The sequence below is a fragment of the Microbispora corallina genome, from assembly GCF_016863035.1.
GTDB lineage: Bacteria > Actinomycetota > Actinomycetes > Streptosporangiales > Streptosporangiaceae > Microbispora > Microbispora corallina.
Window position 1 is genome coordinate 400,048 of the sequence record NZ_BOOC01000002.1, and the last position, 18,744, is coordinate 418,791.

The following is an 18,744-nucleotide window of genomic DNA, read 5'->3' on the forward strand; positions in this document are numbered from 1 at the left end:
GCTCGTCGCTGATGAGTACGCCGGCGCCGCTCGGGCTTCAGGGTGCCTACGCGCGCGGCCACCGCAGCACCTACGACGAGCTGAGGACCCGCCTCCTCGAGGTCGCGAACGGCCTTCTCACCTCCGCCGGGCCCGAGAGCCTCACGGTCCGCAGGATCGCCGCGGAGGCCGGCTGCTCCACCCAGCTCATCTACACGATGTTCGGCAGCAAGGAGGGCCTGGCCGAGGCCCTCTACCTGGAGGGGTTCGAGCGCTTCCGCCGCAGGCTGGAGGCTGTGCCGCAGCGGGGCGACCCGCTGGAGCACCTGAGCGCGCTCGGCCCGGCCTACCGGGAGGCCGCGCTGTCGGAGCCCGGCTACTACAGCCTGATGTTCGAGCGGGCCATCCCCGGGTTCGTGCCGAGCGAGCGCGCCCGCACGCTGGCCAGGGCCGCGCTCAACATCGTCGACCGGGTGATCGCCGACTGCATCTCGGCCGGGCACCTCACCCCGACCCAGCCACGCAAGATCGCCGACGCGCTGTGGGCGGCCGCCCAGGGCGCGCTCAGCCTGGAACGTGCCGGTCACCTGCCCGACGGCAAGACATACGAGCTGGTCACCACGGCCGCGATCAGGTCGTTCCTGGCGCGCAAGAGCGGCGACTGACGCCCGGCGGGCCGCCCTACAGGCACAGCGCGATCCACAGCTCCGCCCGGGCCGCCGGGTCGTCGAGGTCGCGCCCGAGCAGCTCCGCCACCCGCCGCATGCGGTACCTGAGCGTGTGCCTGTGCACCCCGAGCCGCTGGGCCGCCGCGTCCCAGTGGCCGTTCGACGCCAGGTAGGCGCGCAGGGACTCCACCAGGTCGGCGCGCGAGCCGTACTCGCGCAGCGGCGCGAGCAGCGCGGCCGCGAACGACGCCGCGGCGGCCGGGTCGATCAGCGACAGCAGCCCCTGCCCGGCCAGGTCGGCGAAACGCGCCACCGGGGCGGCCGACACCAGGGCGCGCCTCGCCTGGTCGAGCCCGGTGGACAGGCCGGTCCCCCGCGGCTCCCCGCCGGGAGGCCGGCCCAGGACCACGCCGGGGGCGCTCACGCCGACGCGGCCGTGCCGGGCGGCGCGGGCGGCGTGCCGGTCCGCCTCCTCCTCCGGCACGAGGGCGACGAGCAGGTCCTCCCAGGGCGCGGTGAAGCAGGGCAGGGCCTCGGCCAGGGCGTCGGCGTCGGCCGTCTCGCAGGCGAGCACGGAGACGGGCTCGCGCGGCAGCCGCCCGCCCAGCGCCTCCAGCGTCTCGGCCGCCGCCTCCGCCTGCCCGGCCAGCAGCAGCCGCAGCACGGCGGTGCGGGCCCGCGCCGCCGCGGCCCGCTGCTCCCTGCCCTGTTCGAGGGCGAGCGTGAGCAGCGACCCGGCGGCGTTGACGACCGTGTGCGCGATCGGGGAGAACGGCCGGGACGACCCGACGGCGAAGAACCCCCGGCGCCCGAGCGGCTGCACCACCACGTGCTCGCCGGGGGTCGACAGCGCCAGGCTGGCGAGGGACGGCGCGCCGCGCAGCCGGGCCAGCTCGGGCTCCAGCGCGCGGGCCACGGCCTCGGCCCAGCCCTGCTCGCCCTCGCGGCCCGCCGCGTGCCGTACGGCGCCGGTGTCGTCGAGCAGCAGCGCCCAGCCGCCGATCTCCTTGGCGAGGCGGCCGATCACGCCGGCCGTGCCCTCCCTGCGCAGGGCGGCGCGGGTGAGACGGCCCTGGGCGGCGAAGGCGCGCCTGATCTCCTCGTACTGCTCGGCGGCCAGCAACTCGCTGACGGCCTTGCCGATGGCGATGAACGGGGTGTCCCTGGGCACCTCGAGCAGCGGCAGCCCGGCCGCGGCCGCCGCCTCCAGCAGCTCGGGCGGCACGGCGTCGTGCCCGAGTCCCACCCCGAACCCGAGCCCGGCCGCCCCCCGCGCCATGAGCCGGGAGACGTACGCCGCGGCGCCCGCGCCGGTGAGGCGCATGCCCGTGGTCAGCACCAGCTCGCCGCCCTCAAGGAACGGCGTGGGATCCTCCAGTTCGCTCACGGCGACCCACCGGACCGGCCGGTCGAGCGCGCCCGCCCCGGCGAGCACCTCCAGGTGGAGGGGCGCCATCGCGGTCACCCGGCGCAGCGTGGGCGCCATGGCCGCCTCCCCCCGACTTGTCCGAGTTGGCCAAAACTGCGCCCTCATTCTGCCATGCCGACATATCGGCAGGTGGGGGCGGCGGTCGTAGCGTCGGAACCATGAGCACTGCCACCACGCAGGGCGGCCCGGAGCTTCCTCAGGAGCGCCGCCTCGTCACCGAGATCCCCGGCCCCCGCTCGCGGGAGCTGTTCGCGCGCAAGCAGTCCGCCGTGCCTCCGGGCATCGGCACCACGCTCCCGGTGTTCGTGACCCACGCCGGTGGCGGTGTCGTCGTGGACGCCGACGGCAACTCTCTGATCGACTTCGGTTCCGGGATCGCGGTGACCAGCGTGGGCAACGCCGCCCCGCGGGTGGTGGAGCGGGTGCGGCGGCAGGTCGCCGACTTCACCCACACCTGCTTCATGGTCACGCCGTACGAGTCGTACGTGGCCGTCTGCGAGAAGCTGAACGCGCTCACGCCGGGCGACCACGACAAGCGCACGTTCCTGGTGAACAGCGGCGCCGAGGCCGTGGAGAACGCGGTGAAGGTGGCCCGCCACGCCACCGGGCGGCAGGCCGTCGTCGTGTTCGAGCACGGCTACCACGGACGCACGCTGCTGACGATGACGCTGACGGCCAAGAACATGCCGTACAAGCACGGGTTCGGGCCGTTCGCGCCGGAGGTGTACCGGGCGCCGCTGGCCTACCCGTTCCGCTGGCCGACCGGGCCGGACGCCTGCGCCGAGGAGGCCGCGGCGCAGGCCATCGACATGATCGACAAGCAGATCGGCGCGGAGAACGTCGCGGCCGTGCTGATCGAGCCGATCGCCGGCGAGGGCGGCTTCGTCGTCCCGGCGCGCGGCTTCCTGCCGAGGATCCTGGAGTTCTGCCGGGCGAACGGCATCGTCTTCATCGCCGACGAGGTGCAGACCGGATTCGCCCGGACCGGCGACCTGTTCGCCTGCGAGGACGAGGGCATCGTCCCCGACATCATCTGCACCGCCAAGGGCATCGCCGGCGGCCTGCCGCTGGCCGGCGTGACCGGCCGGGCCGACCTGCTCGACTCCGTCCACGTGGGCGGTCTCGGCGGCACGTACGGCGGTAACCCGCTCGCCTGCGAGGCTGCCCTCGGGGTGCTGGAGACGATCGAGCAGGACAAGCTGGTCGAGCGGGCCCGGCACATCGGCGAGATCATGCTCCCCCGCCTCGAGGCGCTCAAGGAGCGGTACCCCATCGTGGGCGACGTCCGCGGGCGCGGCGCGATGGTCGCGATCGAGCTGGTCAAGCCGGGGACCACGGAGCCGGTTCCCGCCGGGCCGATCGCCGCCCGGTGCCACGCCGAGGGCCTGCTCGTGCTCACCGCAGGGACCTACGGGAACGTCCTGCGCTTCCTTCCGCCCCTGGTGATGCCCGATCACCTGCTGGAGGAGGGCCTCTCGATCCTGGAGCGCGCGATCAGCCAGGGATGAGACCGTTTAAATAGCACTAAAAGGGGCACCCGGGTTGAGACAGGGTGTCCCTTTTGTGTCGTAAGGCTTGCGTTATGCCTCGATTTAACCGGAACTTGAGCCGCCCCTCGCCGATCACGAAGGGTAACCGCGTTATAACGGTTCCGATAGGCGATCGAGGGGGGACGTTGATGGGCTGGAACCCAAATGGAGCCGAACGCCTCTTGCTGACGTTCGATCCGGACGGCCTCACCATGACGCAGCGGGACGGGGACGCCTGCGTGGTGTGCCACAAGAAGTGGCCGCGTCCCCGGGTCAAGGTGGGCCTGCTCCCGGACAACGCGCCCGTGCTCGCCTGCGACGACTGCGCCGAGGCGCTGCTGCCCCCTCAGGAGGGGAACGTCCCGCTGCCACGCCGTTCTCGTGCGGCCATGTCCTAATTGACCGGCTATTACCCGCTGATGTCGTAATTCGCGACTTCCGCCTGGCTTGGGCCTCCCTTTCCGAGATCACGGGCCCGATAATCGCCCGATGGGTCCGGCCGTCGGCGGACCGGCGACGCCCTGGCACCCGCACACGGCGCCCTGCCTGCCGGGCGACTGCGCCACCGGCCAGGCCGGCGAGTCGGACATGCTGCACGTGTGGCTGGTGGACTACCCCGGCGGCCCGTTCGGCGACATCAGCGGGCCGGCCCTGCGGACGGCCGTCGCCCGCCTCTGACGGGCCGGCTCAGCGGGGCCGGGGGGCGATGCGCGACCAGCGGTCGGCCCACTGGGCGTAGTCGGGGGGCCGGACGGCGAAGAAGACCCCGGCGAACGCCTTGGCGTCGCCCACGCGGTAGTCGGCGCAGATGCGCCGGATGGCCCGGGCCCTGCCCTTGCAGGCGTCCGGGTCGGCCGGGGCGAGCCCGTTCCACATGGCGGCCCTGCGCTGCACGTCGGGCGAGGCGTTCCACTCCAGCCACTGGTAGGCGCACGACGGGTGGGCGGCCTGCGCGGACACCATCCACGAGTCGGCCCAGCCGGTGACGGGCCGGTCGGTGACGGCCCTGACCTTGGTGTGGCCGCGGGTCAGCACGTCCAGCAGATACGGCGTGCCCTGGGCGAGCCGGGCCGAGCCGGTGGCGAAGGCCTGGACGACCTCGATCGGGTCGCGCCAGAACAGCCGCCGGCCGGGCGCCGCCTTCTCCGACGAGAACAGCGCGGCCGCCTCGTCGAGCTGGGCCGGGGTGAGGTCGAACGGGTCGGCGATGTCCGCGCCGCGCTCCTTGAGGACGAGGGCCGCGTCGGCCAGCGACAGCGGGCTGTCCCGGAACACGACGGGTCCCTCGTCGGTGAAGATCGCCTCCGCTCCCGCCGGCCTCACCTTGGCCGAGTCGTAGAGCACCTCGCTCGTCCCCCACAGGAACGGCACGCCGTACACCTGGTCGTCCTGGTTCACCGAGGCGAGCTCGCGCAGCGTCCGGGGGATGCGGTCGTACCCGCCGACCAGGGTCGTGTTGAGCGGCGCGACCTTCCGCTGGGCGATCAGCCGCCCGCCGACCACCGGAGTCGCGGAGATCACGTCGAACGACGACGGGGAGAAGTCGTCCGGCTTCTCCTCCTGGTAGGGGTCGTAGTAGCGGATGCTGACCTTGCAGCCCGTCTCCTGCTCGAAGCCGGCCACCCACTTGACCTTGGGGTCGGTGCCTCCCCACTCGGCGTATCCGTTGAGCGTGAGGACGCTGAGCGCCCGCTCCCCCGGCCCGACGGACGCGATCGGGGACGGCACAGGACCGGACGGCGACGGGGAGGCCGAGGGGACGGCCGGGCGGGACGGCGTGGTGGCGGCGGCCGACGGGCTGACGGAGGTGGAGGCGCCCGCCCGGCTCACCGCATCGGCGACGCGGGGCTCGTCCGTCCCGCAGGCCGCGGCGAGCAGCCCCGCCGCCGACAGGGCGGCCACCAGGTGTGTACGGCGAGACGCCACGCGGACGACCCCTCTCACGAGACGGACCCCACGAGCCTACTGGCCGCGGGGTCCGCCGGGACGTCAGGCGTTCGTGGGGAAGCCCAGGTTCACGCCGCCGTGGGAGGGGTCAAGCCAGCGCGAGGTGACGACCTTGCCCCGGGTGTAGAAGTGGACGCCCTCGGTGCCGTGGACGTGGGTGTCGCCGAACAGCGAGGCCTTCCACCCGCCGAAGCTGTAGAACGCCATCGGCACCGGGATCGGCACGTTGATGCCCACCATGCCGACCTCGACCTCGTTCTGGAAGCGCCGGGCGGCGCCGCCGTCGTTGGTGAAGACGGCCGTGCCGTTGCCGTACTCGCCGGTGTTGATGAGGTCGAGGCCCTCCTCGTACGACCGCACCCGCACGATCGACAGCACGGGCCCGAAGATCTCCTCACGGTGGACGCGGGAGTTCGGCGGCACGTGGTCGAGGACCGTGGGGCCGAGCCAGAAGCCGTCCCCGCGGCCGCCGAGCACGGGCGTCTCGCGGCCGTCGACGACGAGCTTGGCCCCCTCCTCGACGCCCAGGTCGAGGTAGGACGCCACCTTGTCCCGGTGGGCGGCCGTGACGAGCGGGCCCATCTGCGAGGCCGGGTCGCCCCCCGGGCCCACCGTCAGGTCCCGCACCCGGGAGACGATCTTCCCGACGAGCTCGTCGCCGATCGGGTCGACCGCGAGCACGACCGAGATGGCCATGCACCGCTCCCCCGCGGAGCCGAACCCTGCGGACACGGCAGAGTCGGCCACGAGGTCGAGGTCGGCGTCGGGCAGCACCAGCATGTGGTTCTTCGCGCCGCCGAGCGCCTGGACGCGCTTGCCGTGGGCGGTGCCGGTCTCGTAGACGTACCGGGCGATCGGGGTGGAGCCGACGAACGACACCGCCCGGACGGCCGGATGCTCCAGCAGCCGGTCCACCGCGACCTTGTCGCCCTGGACCACGTTGAACACCCCGTCGGGCAGCCCGGCCCGCTTCCACAGCTCGGCGATCAGCAGGGACGCCGAGGGGTCCTTCTCCGACGGCTTCAGCACGAACGTGTTCCCGCAGGCGATGGCCACGGGGAACATCCACATCGGCACCATCGCCGGGAAGTTGAACGGCGTGATCCCCGCGACGACGCCGAGCGGCTGGCGGATGGAGTAGGAGTCGACCCGGGTCGAGACGTTCTCCGAGAAGCCGCCCTTGAGCAGGTGGGGGATGCCGCAGGCGAACTCCACCACCTCGATGCCCCGGGCCACCTCGCCCAGCGCGTCGGCGTGGACCTTGCCGTGCTCGGAGGTGATCAGGGCGGCCAGCTCGTCGCGGTGCGCGTCGAGCAACTCGCGGAACTTGAACAGGATCTGCGCCCGCTTCACCAGCGAGGCGTCCCGCCAGGCCGGGAAGGCGCGGGCGGCGGCGTCCACCGCCGCGTCGACCTCCTCCGCCGTGGCGAGCGCGACGCGGCCGGCGACCGCGCCCGTCGCCGGGTCGTAGATCTCCGCGGTGCGGTCGCCGGGCCCGGCAGGGGAGCCGTCGATCCAGTGGCTAACGTGCTTCATCGTTGACGGTCTCCAGAGCCGTGACGAGGATGCCCAGGCCCTCGCGGGCCTCGTCCTCCGTGAGCGTGAGCGGCGGGGCCATGCGCAGGGTGCTGCCGTACAGGCCGCCCTTGCCCGCGAGCAGGCCGAGCCTCTTGGTCTCCTCCATGAAGCGGGCGGCCAGCTCGGGGGCCGGCCCTCCGGTGGCGGGGTCGATCAGCTCGACCGCGAACATCAGGCCGCGGCCCCGGACGTCGCCGACGACCGGCAGGCGGCCGGCCGCCTCGCGCAGCCCGCCGATGATGATGTCGCCGGTGCGCGCCGCGTTGGCCTGCAGGTCGTGGTCGAGCACGTAGTCCAGCGTGGCGTTGGCCGCCGCGGTGGCGATCGGGTTGCCGCCGAACGTCGACAGGCCGATGGCCTGGGGGCCGTCCATCAGGTCGCCGCGCGCGACGACGCCGCCGATGGCGAAGCCGTTGCCGAGGCCCTTGGCGAAGGTGATCATGTCGGGGACCACGCCGTGGTTCTGGATGCCCCAGAACGCCGAGCCCGTCCGGCCCCAGCCGGTCTGCACCTCGTCGGACACGAACAGGATGCCCTCCTCGTCGAGGACCTCCTTGTACGCGGCGAACAGGCCGTCGGGGGCCGCCGTGAACCCGCCCACGCCCTGGATCGGCTCGGCGATGAGCGCGGCCACGTCCTTGCTGACGGCGGTGGCCAGCACGTGGCGCAGGTCGTCCGTGCAGGCCGCGATGTAGTCGGCGTCCGGCATCCCGCGGAACTGGGCGAGGTGGCGGTCGGCGCCGTGCAGGAAGTGCACGTTCAGCGGCGACAGGGAGTTGTTCTTCCACGAGCGGTTGGAGGTGACGCTGATCGCGCCGAACGACCGGCCGTGGTAGCTCTGCCGCATGGCGAGGACCTGGTCCGACCCCCGCGCGTAGGTGGCCAGCAGCAGCGCCGTCTCGTTGGCCTCGGTGCCGGAGTTGGTGAAGAAGACCTTGGCGTCGGGGATGCCCGACAGCCGGGCGATCTTCTCGGCCAGCTCGACCTGGCCGCGCAGCAGGTAGAGCGTGGAGGTGTGGACGACCCCGGTGGCGAGCTGGCGCTCGACGGCCTCCCGCACCTCGGGCACGTCGTACCCGATCATGTTGGTCAGGATCCCGGCGAAGAAGTCGAGGTAGCTCTTCCCGTTCGCGTCGACGACGCGGTTGCCCTTGCCGCCGACGATCTCGATGGGCTCGTTGTAGTACAGGGCCATCCAGTTCGGCATGACCGCGCGATGGCGTGCGAGAAGGTCCGACATGTTTCGAGTATCCCGGCTGACGGATGGACGGTCCCACCCGTCAGCCTGTCGGGATGCTTCGACTTTCCCTTACACAGTGGTGCGGCAGGTCATCCCACCGGCTGGGGCTCGGACACCGGCTGCGCCGCGGGCCTCCTGCGCAGGACGAGCAGCGCCACGACGGCTGCGGCGACCGAGCATCCCGCCCCCACCAGCGAGCCGACCGACATGGCCGAGACGAACGCGTGGCGGCCGGCCGCCGCGATCCCGGGGTCGCCCAGGGCCAGCGCGCCGCTGATCGAGTCGCGCGCCACGGCGGGGGCCGACTGCGGCATCGACGCCGTGTAGGCGCCCGCGAGCACGCTGCCGAGCACGGCCACGCTGAGCGCCATGCCGACCTGCTGCACGGTGTCGTTGAGCGCCGACCCGACGCCCGCGTGCTCGGGCGGGACCGCGCCCATCAGCGTCGCGTACGCCGCCGGGCCGGCGAGGCCGCCGCCCACCCCCATGATCATGAGACTGGCGATGAGCGTGCCGTACCCGCCCGTGAGCGTGGACAGCAGGCCGAAGCCCGCCGCCATCACGAGCAGACCGGCGACGATCAGCGTGCGGTTGCTCACCTTCTTCCCGAGCGCCGCCCCGAGTCCGTTGAATACCATCGCGGCCGCGACGTACGGCAGCAGCGCCAGCCCGGCCTTGAGCGGCTCGTAGCCGAGCACGAACTGGAGGTACTGGGTGAGCGCGAGCATCAGCGCGCCCGCGCCGAACGACAGCAGCACGATCGACAGGCTGGAACCGCTGAACGAGCGGTCGCGGAACAGGCCGAGCGGCAGCATCGGGTGCGCCGTCCTGCGCTCCCACAGCACGAAGGCGAGCAGGGCCACGACGGCCACGGCGACCACGAGCGGGTTGAGGTGACCGCCGGGTGCGGAGATGACCGCCCACACCAGCGTGCCCATGCCCACGATCGACAGAACGACGCCGACGGGGTCGACCCCGCGCGGCGAGCCGTGCGTCTCCGGCATGAGGACGAACGCGGCGGCGATCGCCAGCGCCGCGATCGGCACGTTGAGCAGGAAGACCGATCCCCAGTAGTAGTGCTGGAGCAGGAACCCCCCGAGCGTCGGGCCCGCGATCACCCCGACCATGGCGACGGCGCTCCAGGCGGCGATCGCCTTGCGCCGCTCACCCTCGTCGAAGACGGTGATCAGGATCGACAGCGTCGAAGGCATCACGCACGAGCCGCCCACCCCCATGAGCGCGCGGGCGCCGATGAGCTGCCAGGGCTCGGTCGCCAGCATGGCGGCCAGCGACGCGCCGCCGAAGAACGCCAGGCCGATCACGAGCATCCGCCGCCTGCCGTACCGGTCGGACAGGCTCCCGGCGGTCAGCAGCAGGCCCGCGAAGACCAGCACGTACGCGTCGATGACCCACTGGACGTCGGACGGCGTCGCGCCGAGGTCCCGCATCAGCGACGGGATCGCGAGATTGAGCACGGTGTTGTCGACGACCAGCGTGAGCAGGCTGAGGCAGAGGACGCCGAGGATCCACCATCGGCGGGGGTGCGACATAAGTCACCTCGAACAGTGTGCGAGTAATAGGGAACACTGTACGACAGCCGTCGCACACCGTGCGAGTGAATATTCTGAAGTGGTGCAGCCGAAGCCGTTCACCTCTGTCTGGACACGCGAGCGCAAGGGCCGGCGCGAGCAGGGCCTGAGCCGTGACCAGATCGTCAAGGCGGCTCTCGAACTGCTCGACGCGGAGGGCCTCGACGCGCTCAGCATGCGAAAGCTCGGCGCCCGGCTCGGCGCGGGCGCGACCAGCCTGTACTGGTACGTGGCCACGAAGGACGAGCTGCTGGAGCTCGTCATGGACGAGGTCTACGCCGTGGTCACGGTGCCCGAGGACGTGGACTGGCGCGAGGCGGCCAGGGTCTTCGCGTACGGCCTGCGCGGGGCCATCCTCGGCCACCCCTGGAGCGCGACGCTCGTCGGCGTCGTCCCCGCCCTCGGCCCGAACGCGCTGACGGCGGCCGACCGGCTGATGGGCGCCTTCGTCCGCGCCGGCTTCGACGGCATCGACGTCGACTACGCCATGACGGCCGTCGTCTCCTACACGCTGGGCTCGACGATCCCCGAGGTGGCCTGGACGAGCGCGGTCGCCGCGTCGGGCACGGACGTCTCCCGGCTGCAGGCGGAGGTCGGGCCGGTCGTGATGGAGCTGTCGGCCGACCGGCCGCACCTGCGTGAGCGCTACGCCGCGTACGTCGGCAAGGAGCTCGACCCCCTCGTCGCCCGCCGCCTCGCCTTCGAGTTCGGGCTGTCCGCCCTCCTCGACGGGCTCACCACGCGGATCACCCGGGGCCGCTGACCCGGACAAAAGGGGCCGCAGAGTGTCAGCTACTGCACGGTCGTCTTTACATAATGATCAGGTAGCCTCTCACCATGCTGCCCACCGTCGCCGACGTGCTCGCGCTGGACGCCGTCCGCCGCGGCAACCCGCGCGTCGTCGCCGGGGGCGACCGGCTGGACACCCGCGTCCGCTGGGTCCACGTGGGCGAGGTGCACGACATCGCCCACCTGCTGCGCGGCGGCGAGCTCGTGCTCACCACGGGCGTGGCGCTGCCCGGGGAGCCCGACAAGCTGGCCGAGTGGATCTCCGACCTGGCCGCCGTCGGCGCCTCCGGGCTGATCGTGGAGCTGGGCCGGCGGTTCGTCAGGGAGCTGCCCCGGGCGGTCGTCAAGGCGGCGGAGGAGCACGGCCTGCCCCTCGTCACCCTCGCCCGCGAGACGCCGTTCGTGCAGATCACCGAGTCGGTGCACGCGCGCATCATCGACATCCAGCTCCAGGAGCTGCGGGCGTCCGAGCAATTGCACGAGGTCTTCACCGAGCTGTCGGTCGAGGGCGCCTCCCCCGCCGAGGTGCTGAGCCAGGTGGCCCGGTTCTCCGGCCGCCCGGTGCTGCTGGAGAACCTGGCCCATCAGGTGCTCGCCTGCGACGCGGCCGGCGGCGACACCGGCACCGTGCTGGCCAACTGGGAGACCCGCTCCCGCTCGGTCTCGCCCGGAGAGCGGACCGCGTACGACGCCGCGGCGGGGTGGCTGGTGACCATGGTCGGCGCCCGCGGCCAGGACTGGGGGCGGCTGATCCTGCTGTGCGACGGCCCGCCCAGCCCCCGGGACATCGTGCTCGCCGAGCGCGCCGCCACCACGCTCGCCCTCAGCCGCCTGCTCGAACGCCATCAGGAGTCGCTGGAGCGGCAGGCGCACGGCACGATCATCACCGGCATCCTCACCCACGCCTATTCCGACCCCGACGAGGCGGCCGCCCGGGCCCGGGCCGTCGGGGTGCCGCTCACCGGCCGCAAGCTGATCAGCGCGGTCATCCGGCTCACCGCGTCCGGCGGCACCGCCCTGGGCGAGCAGGCGAGGCTCGGCGAGCTGGCCGAGGCCACGGCCGCCGCCTGCCGGGACGCCCGGCTGCCCGCGCTCGTGGGCGCCCTCGACCAGAGCCGGGTCGGCATGCTGCTCCCGCTCCCGCCGCGCTCGGTCGCGGAGACGGCCCTCGGGGTGCTCGCCGACCGGCTGCGGGCGACGTTCCCCACGCCGTTCGTGCTGGCCGCCGGATCGGTCGTCGAGTCGATCAAGGATGTGCGGCGCAGCTTCATGGAGGCCGAGCAGGTCGCCGAGGTCGCGGTGCGCCAGCCCGACGGCCGGCCGTTCTACCGCCTGCCCGACCTGCGCCTGCGCGGCCTGCTCCACCTGCTGCGCGACGACGCCCGGCTGCAGACGTTCGCCGAGCGGGAGCTCGGCGCGCTGCTCGCGCACGACGCCCAGCGGCACGGCGACCTCACCCGGATCCTGCGGATCTACCTCGACGCGGGGAGGAACAAGGCCGTGGCAGCCCAGAAGGCCCACCTGTCCCGGCCCGCGTTCTACGACCGCCTGCGCCGGCTGGAGCGGATCCTCGACACCGACCTCGACGACGTCGAGTCGTGCCTGTCCCTGCACGTCGCGTTGCTGGCGCTGGAGACGTTCCGCCGCGACGCCCTGTGAGCGCTGTCCGAGAACGAAAGGCGTTTCCCCCGTGAGAGCCCGCGACTTCGCCATCGTGGTCGGCACCGGAACCCCGGGGCCCCACAACGCGATCACCGACGTCCCCGGCGTCCGGGTCGGCCACACCACGCTGGTCGCAGGGACCGGCCCGCGGGTCGTCGGCCGGGGGCCGGTCCGCACGGGCGTGACCGTGATCCTCCCGCACGAGGGCTCCGCGTTCGACGAGCCGCTGTACGCCGGGGTGCACTGGCTCAACGGCAACGGCGAGATGACCGGCATGCCGTTCCTGCAGGAGTTCGGCCTGCTCGCCTCGCCCGTCGGGCTGACCAACACCGGGTCCGTCGGCGTCGTCCGCGACGCGTTCGTCGAGATCGAGGTCGGGTCGCTCGCCCGGGGACGTCAGGCCTGGTCGCTGCCCGTCGTCGCCGAGACCTGGGACGGCCTGCTCAACGACATCGACGGACAGCACGTGACGGCCGCCCACGTCAAGGAGGCGTACCAGAGCGCCTCGGGCGGACCGGTCGCCGAGGGCGCGGTCGGCGGCGGGACCGGCATGATCTGCCACGGCTTCAAGGGCGGCATCGGGACCGCCTCCCGCGTGGTGGACGGGTACACGGTCGGCATGCTCGTGCAGGCCAACCACGGCCGCCGGGACCGGCTCACGGTGAACGGCGTGAACGTCGGCCGCTCCCTGCCCGCCTCCGGCCTGGCGAACGAGGAGGCCGGCTCGATCATCGGGATCGTCGCCACCGACGCGCCGCTGCTGCCGCACCAGTGCCGCAGGCTCGCCCAGCGGGCCGCTCTCGGCGTCGCCAGGACCGGGGGCGCCGGGGAGAACTCCAGCGGCGACGGCTTCCTGTGCTTCTCCACCGGCAACCGGAACCTGCCCGCCAACGCGCTCGACGCGCGGGGGCCGCGCACGTTCCAGGTCACCGTCCTCGCCGACGACTACATCGACCCGCTCTTCTACGCCGTCGTCGAGGCGACGGAGGAGGCGATCGTCAACGCGCTCGTCGCGGCCGAGACGATGACCGGGGCGGACGATTTGACCGTTCCGGGGCTTGATGGGGCTTCGCTCGCGAAGATGCTGAACCCCGGAGCGTAGGTATGTCGTCCCCGGTGTAAGAGCTATGCCACTGGCTACTTTCCGTGCACTTCCGTGTACGGACTGAATCGTGCTTCCCTCGGAGGGTGCAGACGACGAGCGAACCTCAAATCAGCCCGGCGATCGTGGTCCGGGCCCTGTCCGCCCGCTTCCCCAGGTGGACGATCTGGTGGGGACAGGCGACCTCACGCTACTGGGGCATGTCCCGCCGACGCGACGGGCTGCTCGTTCACGTCGAGGCCCGGTCGGCTCAGGAGTTCGTCCGGAGGGCGAAGGAGATCGATGCGGGAAGGACCTGATCGCACCGTTTAGGCGCTGATGCGTGGTTCGTCACCGGCAATTGCTACCGATTCCCTCGCTCTTTGCGCGTTTCGCCCATCTTCTCCCGTCATTCTCGCCACGATGGTCCCGCTGAGGATCACCACTGGGGAGAAGACCACATGAGACGCCGCCAGATCGTGGGAGCCGCCGCCGTCCTGGCCCTGACGACGACCGCCCTTCCGGCCCCGGCGCTCGCCGACCCCGTCACCGGGCTCCCGGCGACGTCCTTCCCCCTTGGAGCGCCGGGGATCCCGAAGTACACGTCCAAGACCCTCGCCCCCGGCGTCAGCTACTTCTCCGTCGGCCACGGCTCGTCGAAGGACGGGTACACCGTGAGCGTCGTGGTCGCCGGCAAGGACTACATGTCCGAGGCGGCCGCCCAGGAGCAGGCGGCCGCCGTGGAGGCCGCCGGCCTCACCCCCACGGTCGTCGCGTTCACCCGGCCCGCCGTGGCCGACTACCCCGCCGCCAACGGCTGGATGGTCCGGGTCGGCTCCTGGCCGCTGAGCGGCAAGGCCGACGCGGCCGAGGTCGTCAAACAGCTCAAGGACGCGGGCGTCTCGGCCAAGGTGGACTTCCAGGGCGACGACGGCTTCATCACGACCGGCCCCTGGAGGGTCAGGGTCATCGTGGTCGACCCCAAGGCGTTCCGCGGCTCGTTCCGCTCCTCCCTCGGCACGAGCGTCGCCAAGCGGGAGAAGGTGTCCGCCATGGCCTCCTCCGCCAAGGCCATCGCGGCCGTCAACGGGGGGTTCTTCGACATCCACACGCTGCCGGCCTTCCGCGGCGACCCCACCGGCATCTCCGTGGTGGGCGGCAAGCTGCTCAGCGAGGCCGTGCCCGGCCGCGTCGGCCTCGTGCTCAAGGGCCGTACGGCACGGGTGACGGAGCTGTCGTCCACCGTCACGGCCAAGGCCTCCGACGGCGCCGCGACCGAGGTGACCGGCCTGAACCGGGTGCCCAAGCCCGACGAGCTCGTGATGTACACCGAGGAGCTCGGCCGGGCCACCCCCGCCGACGACGGCGTCGAGGCCGTGCTCGACGCGTCCGGCACCGTGACCGCCGTGCGCGACCCGGGCGCCGCCGTCGCCCGGGGCACCCGTGTGCTCCACGGCGTGGGCGCCGCCGCCGACTGGCTCTGGCAGCACGCCGCCGAGGGGACCAGGGTCGCCGTGACGACCCGGGTCACCGACATGCGCACGAAGAAGGCCGTCCCGCTGACCCCGCAGACCAACATCATCGGCGGGGCCGTCGGCCTGGTCCGCGCCGGCCGGACCGCGATCACCCCCGGCCGCGACGGCATGGCGAACACCAACATGATCCTCCGGCGCCACCCCCGCACGCTGGCCGGAGTCGCCAGGGACGGCAGGCTCATCATCGCCGTCGTCGACGGCCGCGCCCCCGGCAGCACCGTCGGCGCCTCGTTCTTCGAGGCGGCCGCGCTGATGCGCTGGCTCGGCGCCCGCGACGCGATCAACCTGGACGGCGGCGGGTCCAGCACCATGGTGGTCGGCAAGAAGGTCGTCAACCACCCGTCCGACGGCGTCGAGCGCGGCGTGGGCGACGCCCTGCTGATCACGCCGTAACGGCCCGCTCCCGCGCGGGGCCGTCGCCTCGTCAGGTGGTGGGGGCGTGAGAGGCGAGGCGCCGGACGGCGTCGTCGTCGCAGGTGTCCCAGAACTCGCCCACGACGTCTTCGAGCTGGTCGAACGAGGCCGCCTCGAACAGCGTCTCCTGATACTTGGTGATGTCGTACGCCGTGGTGCCCATGTCGACCAGGTCGAGGGGCCGGATGTCCATCCCCCGGAACTCCTCGATCTCGCCGTACGAGCTGAGGATGCCGGCGCCGTACGCCCTGAGCTCGCCGTCCTCCCGCATCACGCCGAACTCCAGCGTGAACCAGAACACCTTGGACACGAACTCCAGGGCCTCGTCGGTCTCGACCCGACGGGCCGCCCGGCCAGCCGCGCGGTACAACTCCGCGAAACGCGGCGACGCCAGCGTGTTCGCGTGCCCGATCACCTCGTGGATGACGTCCGGCTCGGGCGTGTAGAACGGCACGGAGTGGTGCCGGATGTACTGCGTGGAATGGAACAGGCCGTCCGCCAGCACCCCGTAGAACTCCCGCAGCGGCACCAGCCCGGCGGCCGGGAGGTAGCGGAAGCCGGTCAGCGGGTGCAGGAGGTCGCTGACCTCCTGCAACTGAGGAATGCGGTCGGCGGGAAGGCCCAGCCGCGCCGCCGCGTCGAGGAACTCGCGTACCGCGTACTTCTCGTGCTTGACCGCGAGCTCCCTGGTGACGAGCGCCCACACGTGGTGCTCCTCGTCGGTGTACTCGGCCACGGGGATGGGGTCACCCGGCGTGTGGTTCAGCGCCAGCGCGGCGATCCCGTTGCGCCGCTCGCGGTACACCGGGTCGGCGAACCCCGGGTGGCTCGTGGCCAGTTCCACGACGACGGACCCGTCATCCTTGGTCGCAACAGGGGCGAAGTATTGAGCTTCCTCAAACATATCCCCATATGACAGCAAGTCGCCGATTCACTGACAAGAGTGACCAGTTGGAGTGTGCGGATCGCACAATATCGGCGACTCTCAGGGGATTTGGCTGGCCGATTCGACCAGCACGGGCGTACCCTCTGCGCATGCTCGATTCCCTCGACAGCCGGATGCTGATCACCATGCGGGCCAACCCGCGGATCGGGCTCACCGAACTGGCCCGGCTCCTCGGAGTGGCCCGCGGCACCGTCCAGGCCCGGCTCGAGAAGCTCACCATGCGCGGCGTCATCACCGACTTCGGCCCCACCGTCGCCACCGAGGAGATCGGCTACCCCATCCTCGCCTTCGCGTCCCTCCAGATCGCCCAGGGCCGGCTCACCGAGGCCGTCCAGACGCTCGCCGGCATCCCGGAGATCCTCGAGGTGTACGGCACCAGCGGCCAGGCCGACCTCCTCTGCCGCGTCGTCGCCCGCAGCACACCCCACCTCCAGGAGATCATCGCCCGCGTCCTCGCCTCCCCCGCCGTGACCCGCACGGACACGACCATCGCCCTGTCCACCCAGATCCCCTTCCGCATCGACCCACTCCTCACCGCCGCCGTCGCCGATCCGAACGCCTGACGTACGCGGATGTCGTTTGATTGGTCGTCATGCCGGCTGGGGGTGACGCTGCGAGGTGTTTGTTGTGCGGGGTGGTGGGGTGCGTGACGCTGCGCTCGGCTCGGAAGCGTGCGGGCCTCGCGAAGCCCGCTTCGCTGGGCCTTCGCTGCGGTCCGCGCTCCCAGCCGGACTCCGCTCCCACAACCCCTACCGCGATCGCCCTCGGCGCATGGCTCCCTGACTGATTGCCCCGCCGATCCGTCCGGCATAGACGACTGCCGGCCCGTCATGGCCTCGGTTCACGGAGCCATACCGTCCAGTGCGGGGGCGGCCACCTCTAGCGGGTGGCGAGTACGTCGCGGAGAACCTGGGCGATCGTCGTCCGCGTCAGCTTGGCGCGCAGGGTGTCCTCGATCTCGTCGTAGACCGACTGCATGGCCGGCTGGATCCCGAAGCCGACAGGGCATTCCGCGTTGGGCGGGGTCCGGTGCATCCCGAACAGTGGGCCTGGCTCCACCGCCTCGTACACGTCCAGCAGGGTCATGGACTCGAGTGGACGGGCGAGCGACCAGCCGGCGCCCGCCCCACGACGGGATTCGACGAGTCCCGCCTCACGCAGTTGCCCGAGCAGGCGCCGGATGACCACAGGATTGGTGTTCACGCTCTCCGACACCTGTTCCGAGGTGGCGATCGGATGGCCGAAGCTCTCGTTGAGCCCCATCCACGCCAGCGTGTGCGCGGCGATCGTCAGTCTGCTGTTCGCGCTCACCGGCCTCCCTTCCCTCCGCGACCATTCAAGCGCACGTGGCGGCCACCCCCGTCACCTGCGGCGGGATTCGCCGCACCGACCCACCCGGTACGTCTCGCGGCGCTTGACACCCTCATTGTAACCGCTATGGTTACATCCATTCCAACCGACGGCCTCGCGTCTCATGCGCGGCAGTGTCGTAACAAGATTGGTTACTTCTTCAGGGGGAGACCTATGGGACAGCTCGACGGAAAGACCGCCGTGGTCACCGGCGCCAGCAGCGGAATCGGCCGCGCCACGGCCCGGCGCTTCGCGTCCGAGGGTGCCCACGTGTTCGTGGCCGGCCGCCGGCAGGAGGCGCTCGACACGTTGGTGGCGGAGATCGGCGTGAACGCCACAGCGGTGCGGACCGACGTATCCGACCCGGTGGACCTCGACCGGCTCTACGCGACCGTCGCCGAGCGGGGCGGCGGCATCGATGTGCTGTTCGCCAACGCCGGCGGAGGCGAGTTCTCCCGTCTGGAGGACGTCACCGAGAAGCACTTCGACACGACCTTCGGCACCAACGTCCGAGGGCTGCTGTTCAGCGTCCAAAAGGCGCTGCCCCTGCTCAATGAGGGCGCGTCCGTGATTCTCACCGGTTCCACCGCGGGCAGCAGCGGCACCGAGGCATTCGGCGTCTACGCCGCCTCCAAGGCCGCCGTACGGTCCCTCGCCCGTACCTGGGCGAACGAACTCAAGGGCCGCGGGATCAGGGTGAACACGCTCGCACCCGGGCCCACGGATACGGAGGGCATCACCGGGCTCGCCCCGACGCCGGAGCAGGCGGAGCTGCTCAAGGACCACCTGAGCGGCCAGGTTCCCCTCGGCCGGATGGCACGTCCGGAGGAGACCGCCGCGGCCGCCCTCTTCCTCGCCTCCGCGGACAGCAGTTTCGTCACCGGAATCGAGCTGTTCGTCGACGGCGGCCTCAACCAGGTCTGACAAATAAAAAAGCCACCCCTTGATGGGATGGCATGAAAGATGTGAAAGGCCGCCCCCGATACCCGGGGGCGGCCCTTCACACTC

At 71.9% G+C, this 18,744-nt stretch carries 18 protein-coding genes; 11 read left to right on the forward strand and 7 right to left on the reverse strand.

Features of this window, described 5'->3' with window-relative positions:
• Positions 1-11 precede the first annotated feature (11 nt).
• Positions 12-644: a TetR/AcrR family transcriptional regulator gene (locus tag Mco01_RS04030; RefSeq protein ID WP_204055503.1), complete on the forward strand. Its 633-nt coding sequence runs from the start codon at positions 12-14 to the stop codon at positions 642-644.
• A gap of 16 nt (positions 645-660) precedes the next feature.
• On the opposite strand, the gene Mco01_RS04035 is transcribed toward Mco01_RS04030, so the two are convergent.
• Positions 661-2,133, reverse strand: a complete 1,473-nt coding sequence (locus Mco01_RS04035) for a PucR family transcriptional regulator (protein ID WP_204055504.1) — start codon at positions 2,131-2,133, stop codon at positions 661-663.
• A gap of 101 nt (positions 2,134-2,234) precedes the next feature.
• Here Mco01_RS04035 and gabT point away from each other — a divergent pair, with 101 nt between their 5' ends.
• From gabT to Mco01_RS04050, 3 genes are all read left to right on the forward strand, one after another.
• Entirely contained in the window at positions 2,235-3,584 is a 1,350-nt protein-coding gene (gabT, locus tag Mco01_RS04040) for a 4-aminobutyrate--2-oxoglutarate transaminase (protein ID WP_204055505.1), read from the forward strand.
• A gap of 203 nt (positions 3,585-3,787) precedes the next feature.
• Positions 3,788-4,003: a hypothetical protein gene (locus tag Mco01_RS04045; RefSeq protein ID WP_372444748.1), complete on the forward strand. Its 216-nt coding sequence runs from the start codon at positions 3,788-3,790 to the stop codon at positions 4,001-4,003.
• Positions 4,004-4,094: 91 nt separating this feature from the next.
• On the forward strand, positions 4,095-4,283 hold the full coding sequence (locus Mco01_RS04050) for a hypothetical protein (RefSeq protein ID WP_204055507.1): 189 nt from the start codon (positions 4,095-4,097) through the stop codon (positions 4,281-4,283).
• 9 nt (positions 4,284-4,292) lie between these two features.
• On the opposite strand, the gene Mco01_RS04055 is transcribed toward Mco01_RS04050, so the two are convergent.
• From Mco01_RS04055 to Mco01_RS04070, 4 genes are all read right to left on the reverse strand, one after another.
• Entirely contained in the window at positions 4,293-5,531 is a 1,239-nt protein-coding gene (locus Mco01_RS04055) for an extracellular solute-binding protein (protein ID WP_204055508.1), read from the reverse strand.
• 63 nt (positions 5,532-5,594) lie between these two features.
• Positions 5,595-7,088: a CoA-acylating methylmalonate-semialdehyde dehydrogenase gene (locus tag Mco01_RS04060; RefSeq protein WP_204055509.1), complete on the reverse strand. Its 1,494-nt coding sequence runs from the start codon at positions 7,086-7,088 to the stop codon at positions 5,595-5,597.
• Positions 7,075-8,370 carry an aspartate aminotransferase family protein gene (locus Mco01_RS04065; RefSeq protein ID WP_204055510.1) on the reverse strand — a complete coding sequence of 432 codons (1,296 nt, stop codon included), beginning with the start codon at positions 8,368-8,370 and terminating at the stop codon, positions 7,075-7,077. The genes Mco01_RS04060 and Mco01_RS04065 overlap by 14 nt, the downstream gene beginning before the upstream one ends.
• An 89-nt stretch (positions 8,371-8,459) precedes the next feature.
• On the reverse strand, positions 8,460-9,920 hold the full coding sequence (locus Mco01_RS04070) for an MFS transporter (protein WP_204055511.1): 1,461 nt from the start codon (positions 9,918-9,920) through the stop codon (positions 8,460-8,462).
• 82 nt (positions 9,921-10,002) lie between these two features.
• Here Mco01_RS04070 and Mco01_RS04075 point away from each other — a divergent pair, with 82 nt between their 5' ends.
• The 5 genes from Mco01_RS04075 to Mco01_RS04095 all read left to right on the forward strand — a co-directional run bounded on the left by Mco01_RS04075 (position 10,003) and on the right by Mco01_RS04095 (position 15,419).
• Positions 10,003-10,722 (forward strand): TetR/AcrR family transcriptional regulator C-terminal domain-containing protein, encoded by a 720-nt coding sequence (locus tag Mco01_RS04075; protein ID WP_239103320.1) that lies wholly within the window; start codon positions 10,003-10,005, stop codon positions 10,720-10,722.
• Between the two features lie 74 nt (positions 10,723-10,796).
• Positions 10,797-12,407, forward strand: coding sequence for a PucR family transcriptional regulator (locus Mco01_RS04080; protein ID WP_204055513.1), 1,611 nt, complete (start codon positions 10,797-10,799; stop codon positions 12,405-12,407).
• 31 nt (positions 12,408-12,438) lie between these two features.
• The gene (locus Mco01_RS04085) at positions 12,439-13,512 is read left to right on the forward strand and encodes a DmpA family aminopeptidase (RefSeq protein ID WP_204055514.1); all 1,074 of its coding nucleotides are present in this window, start codon (positions 12,439-12,441) and stop codon (positions 13,510-13,512) included.
• Positions 13,513-13,598: 86 nt separating this feature from the next.
• Positions 13,599-13,811, forward strand: a complete 213-nt coding sequence (locus tag Mco01_RS04090; RefSeq protein WP_204055515.1) for a hypothetical protein — start codon at positions 13,599-13,601, stop codon at positions 13,809-13,811.
• Positions 13,812-13,952: 141 nt separating this feature from the next.
• Complete coding sequence (locus Mco01_RS04095; protein ID WP_204055516.1) at positions 13,953-15,419, forward strand: phosphodiester glycosidase family protein; 1,467 nt, start codon at positions 13,953-13,955, stop codon at positions 15,417-15,419.
• A gap of 31 nt (positions 15,420-15,450) precedes the next feature.
• Here Mco01_RS04095 and Mco01_RS04100 read toward each other — a convergent pair whose 3' ends face one another.
• Positions 15,451-16,284: a phenylalanine 4-monooxygenase gene (locus Mco01_RS04100; protein ID WP_239103321.1), complete on the reverse strand. Its 834-nt coding sequence runs from the start codon at positions 16,282-16,284 to the stop codon at positions 15,451-15,453.
• A 191-nt stretch (positions 16,285-16,475) separates the two neighbouring features.
• Between Mco01_RS04100 and Mco01_RS04105 the strand changes: the two genes are divergently transcribed.
• Positions 16,476-16,949, forward strand: a complete 474-nt coding sequence (locus tag Mco01_RS04105) for an Lrp/AsnC family transcriptional regulator (RefSeq protein WP_036322568.1) — start codon at positions 16,476-16,478, stop codon at positions 16,947-16,949.
• A gap of 316 nt (positions 16,950-17,265) precedes the next feature.
• Here the strand turns inward: Mco01_RS04105 and Mco01_RS04110 are convergent, their stop codons facing one another.
• Positions 17,266-17,697: an Rrf2 family transcriptional regulator gene (locus tag Mco01_RS04110; protein WP_204055518.1), complete on the reverse strand. Its 432-nt coding sequence runs from the start codon at positions 17,695-17,697 to the stop codon at positions 17,266-17,268.
• Between the two features lie 213 nt (positions 17,698-17,910).
• On the opposite strand from Mco01_RS04110, the gene Mco01_RS04115 reads away from it, so the two are divergent.
• Positions 17,911-18,660: an SDR family NAD(P)-dependent oxidoreductase gene (locus tag Mco01_RS04115; protein ID WP_204055519.1), complete on the forward strand. Its 750-nt coding sequence runs from the start codon at positions 17,911-17,913 to the stop codon at positions 18,658-18,660.
• Positions 18,661-18,744: the final 84 nt, after the last annotated feature.

Bases quoted from the DNA above. Each gene is read 5' to 3' on its own strand.
- Mco01_RS04030 (WP_204055503.1), top strand. From the start codon at position 12: ATGAGTACGCCGGCGCCGCTCGGGCTTCAGGGTGCCTACGCGCGCGGC.
- Mco01_RS04035 (WP_204055504.1), bottom strand. From the start codon at position 2,133: ATGGCGCCCACGCTGCGCCGGGTGACCGCGATGGCGCCCCTCCACCTG.
- gabT (WP_204055505.1), top strand. From the start codon at position 2,235: ATGAGCACTGCCACCACGCAGGGCGGCCCGGAGCTTCCTCAGGAGCGC.
- Mco01_RS04050 (WP_204055507.1), top strand. From the start codon at position 4,095: ATGGGTCCGGCCGTCGGCGGACCGGCGACGCCCTGGCACCCGCACACG.
- Mco01_RS04060 (WP_204055509.1), bottom strand. From the start codon at position 7,088: ATGAAGCACGTTAGCCACTGGATCGACGGCTCCCCTGCCGGGCCCGGC.
- Mco01_RS04065 (WP_204055510.1), bottom strand. From the start codon at position 8,370: ATGTCGGACCTTCTCGCACGCCATCGCGCGGTCATGCCGAACTGGATG.
- Mco01_RS04070 (WP_204055511.1), bottom strand. From the start codon at position 9,920: ATGTCGCACCCCCGCCGATGGTGGATCCTCGGCGTCCTCTGCCTCAGC.
- Mco01_RS04080 (WP_204055513.1), top strand. From the start codon at position 10,797: ATGCTGCCCACCGTCGCCGACGTGCTCGCGCTGGACGCCGTCCGCCGC.
- Mco01_RS04095 (WP_204055516.1), top strand. From the start codon at position 13,953: ATGAGACGCCGCCAGATCGTGGGAGCCGCCGCCGTCCTGGCCCTGACG.
- Mco01_RS04105 (WP_036322568.1), top strand. From the start codon at position 16,476: ATGCTCGATTCCCTCGACAGCCGGATGCTGATCACCATGCGGGCCAAC.
- Mco01_RS04115 (WP_204055519.1), top strand. From the start codon at position 17,911: ATGGGACAGCTCGACGGAAAGACCGCCGTGGTCACCGGCGCCAGCAGC.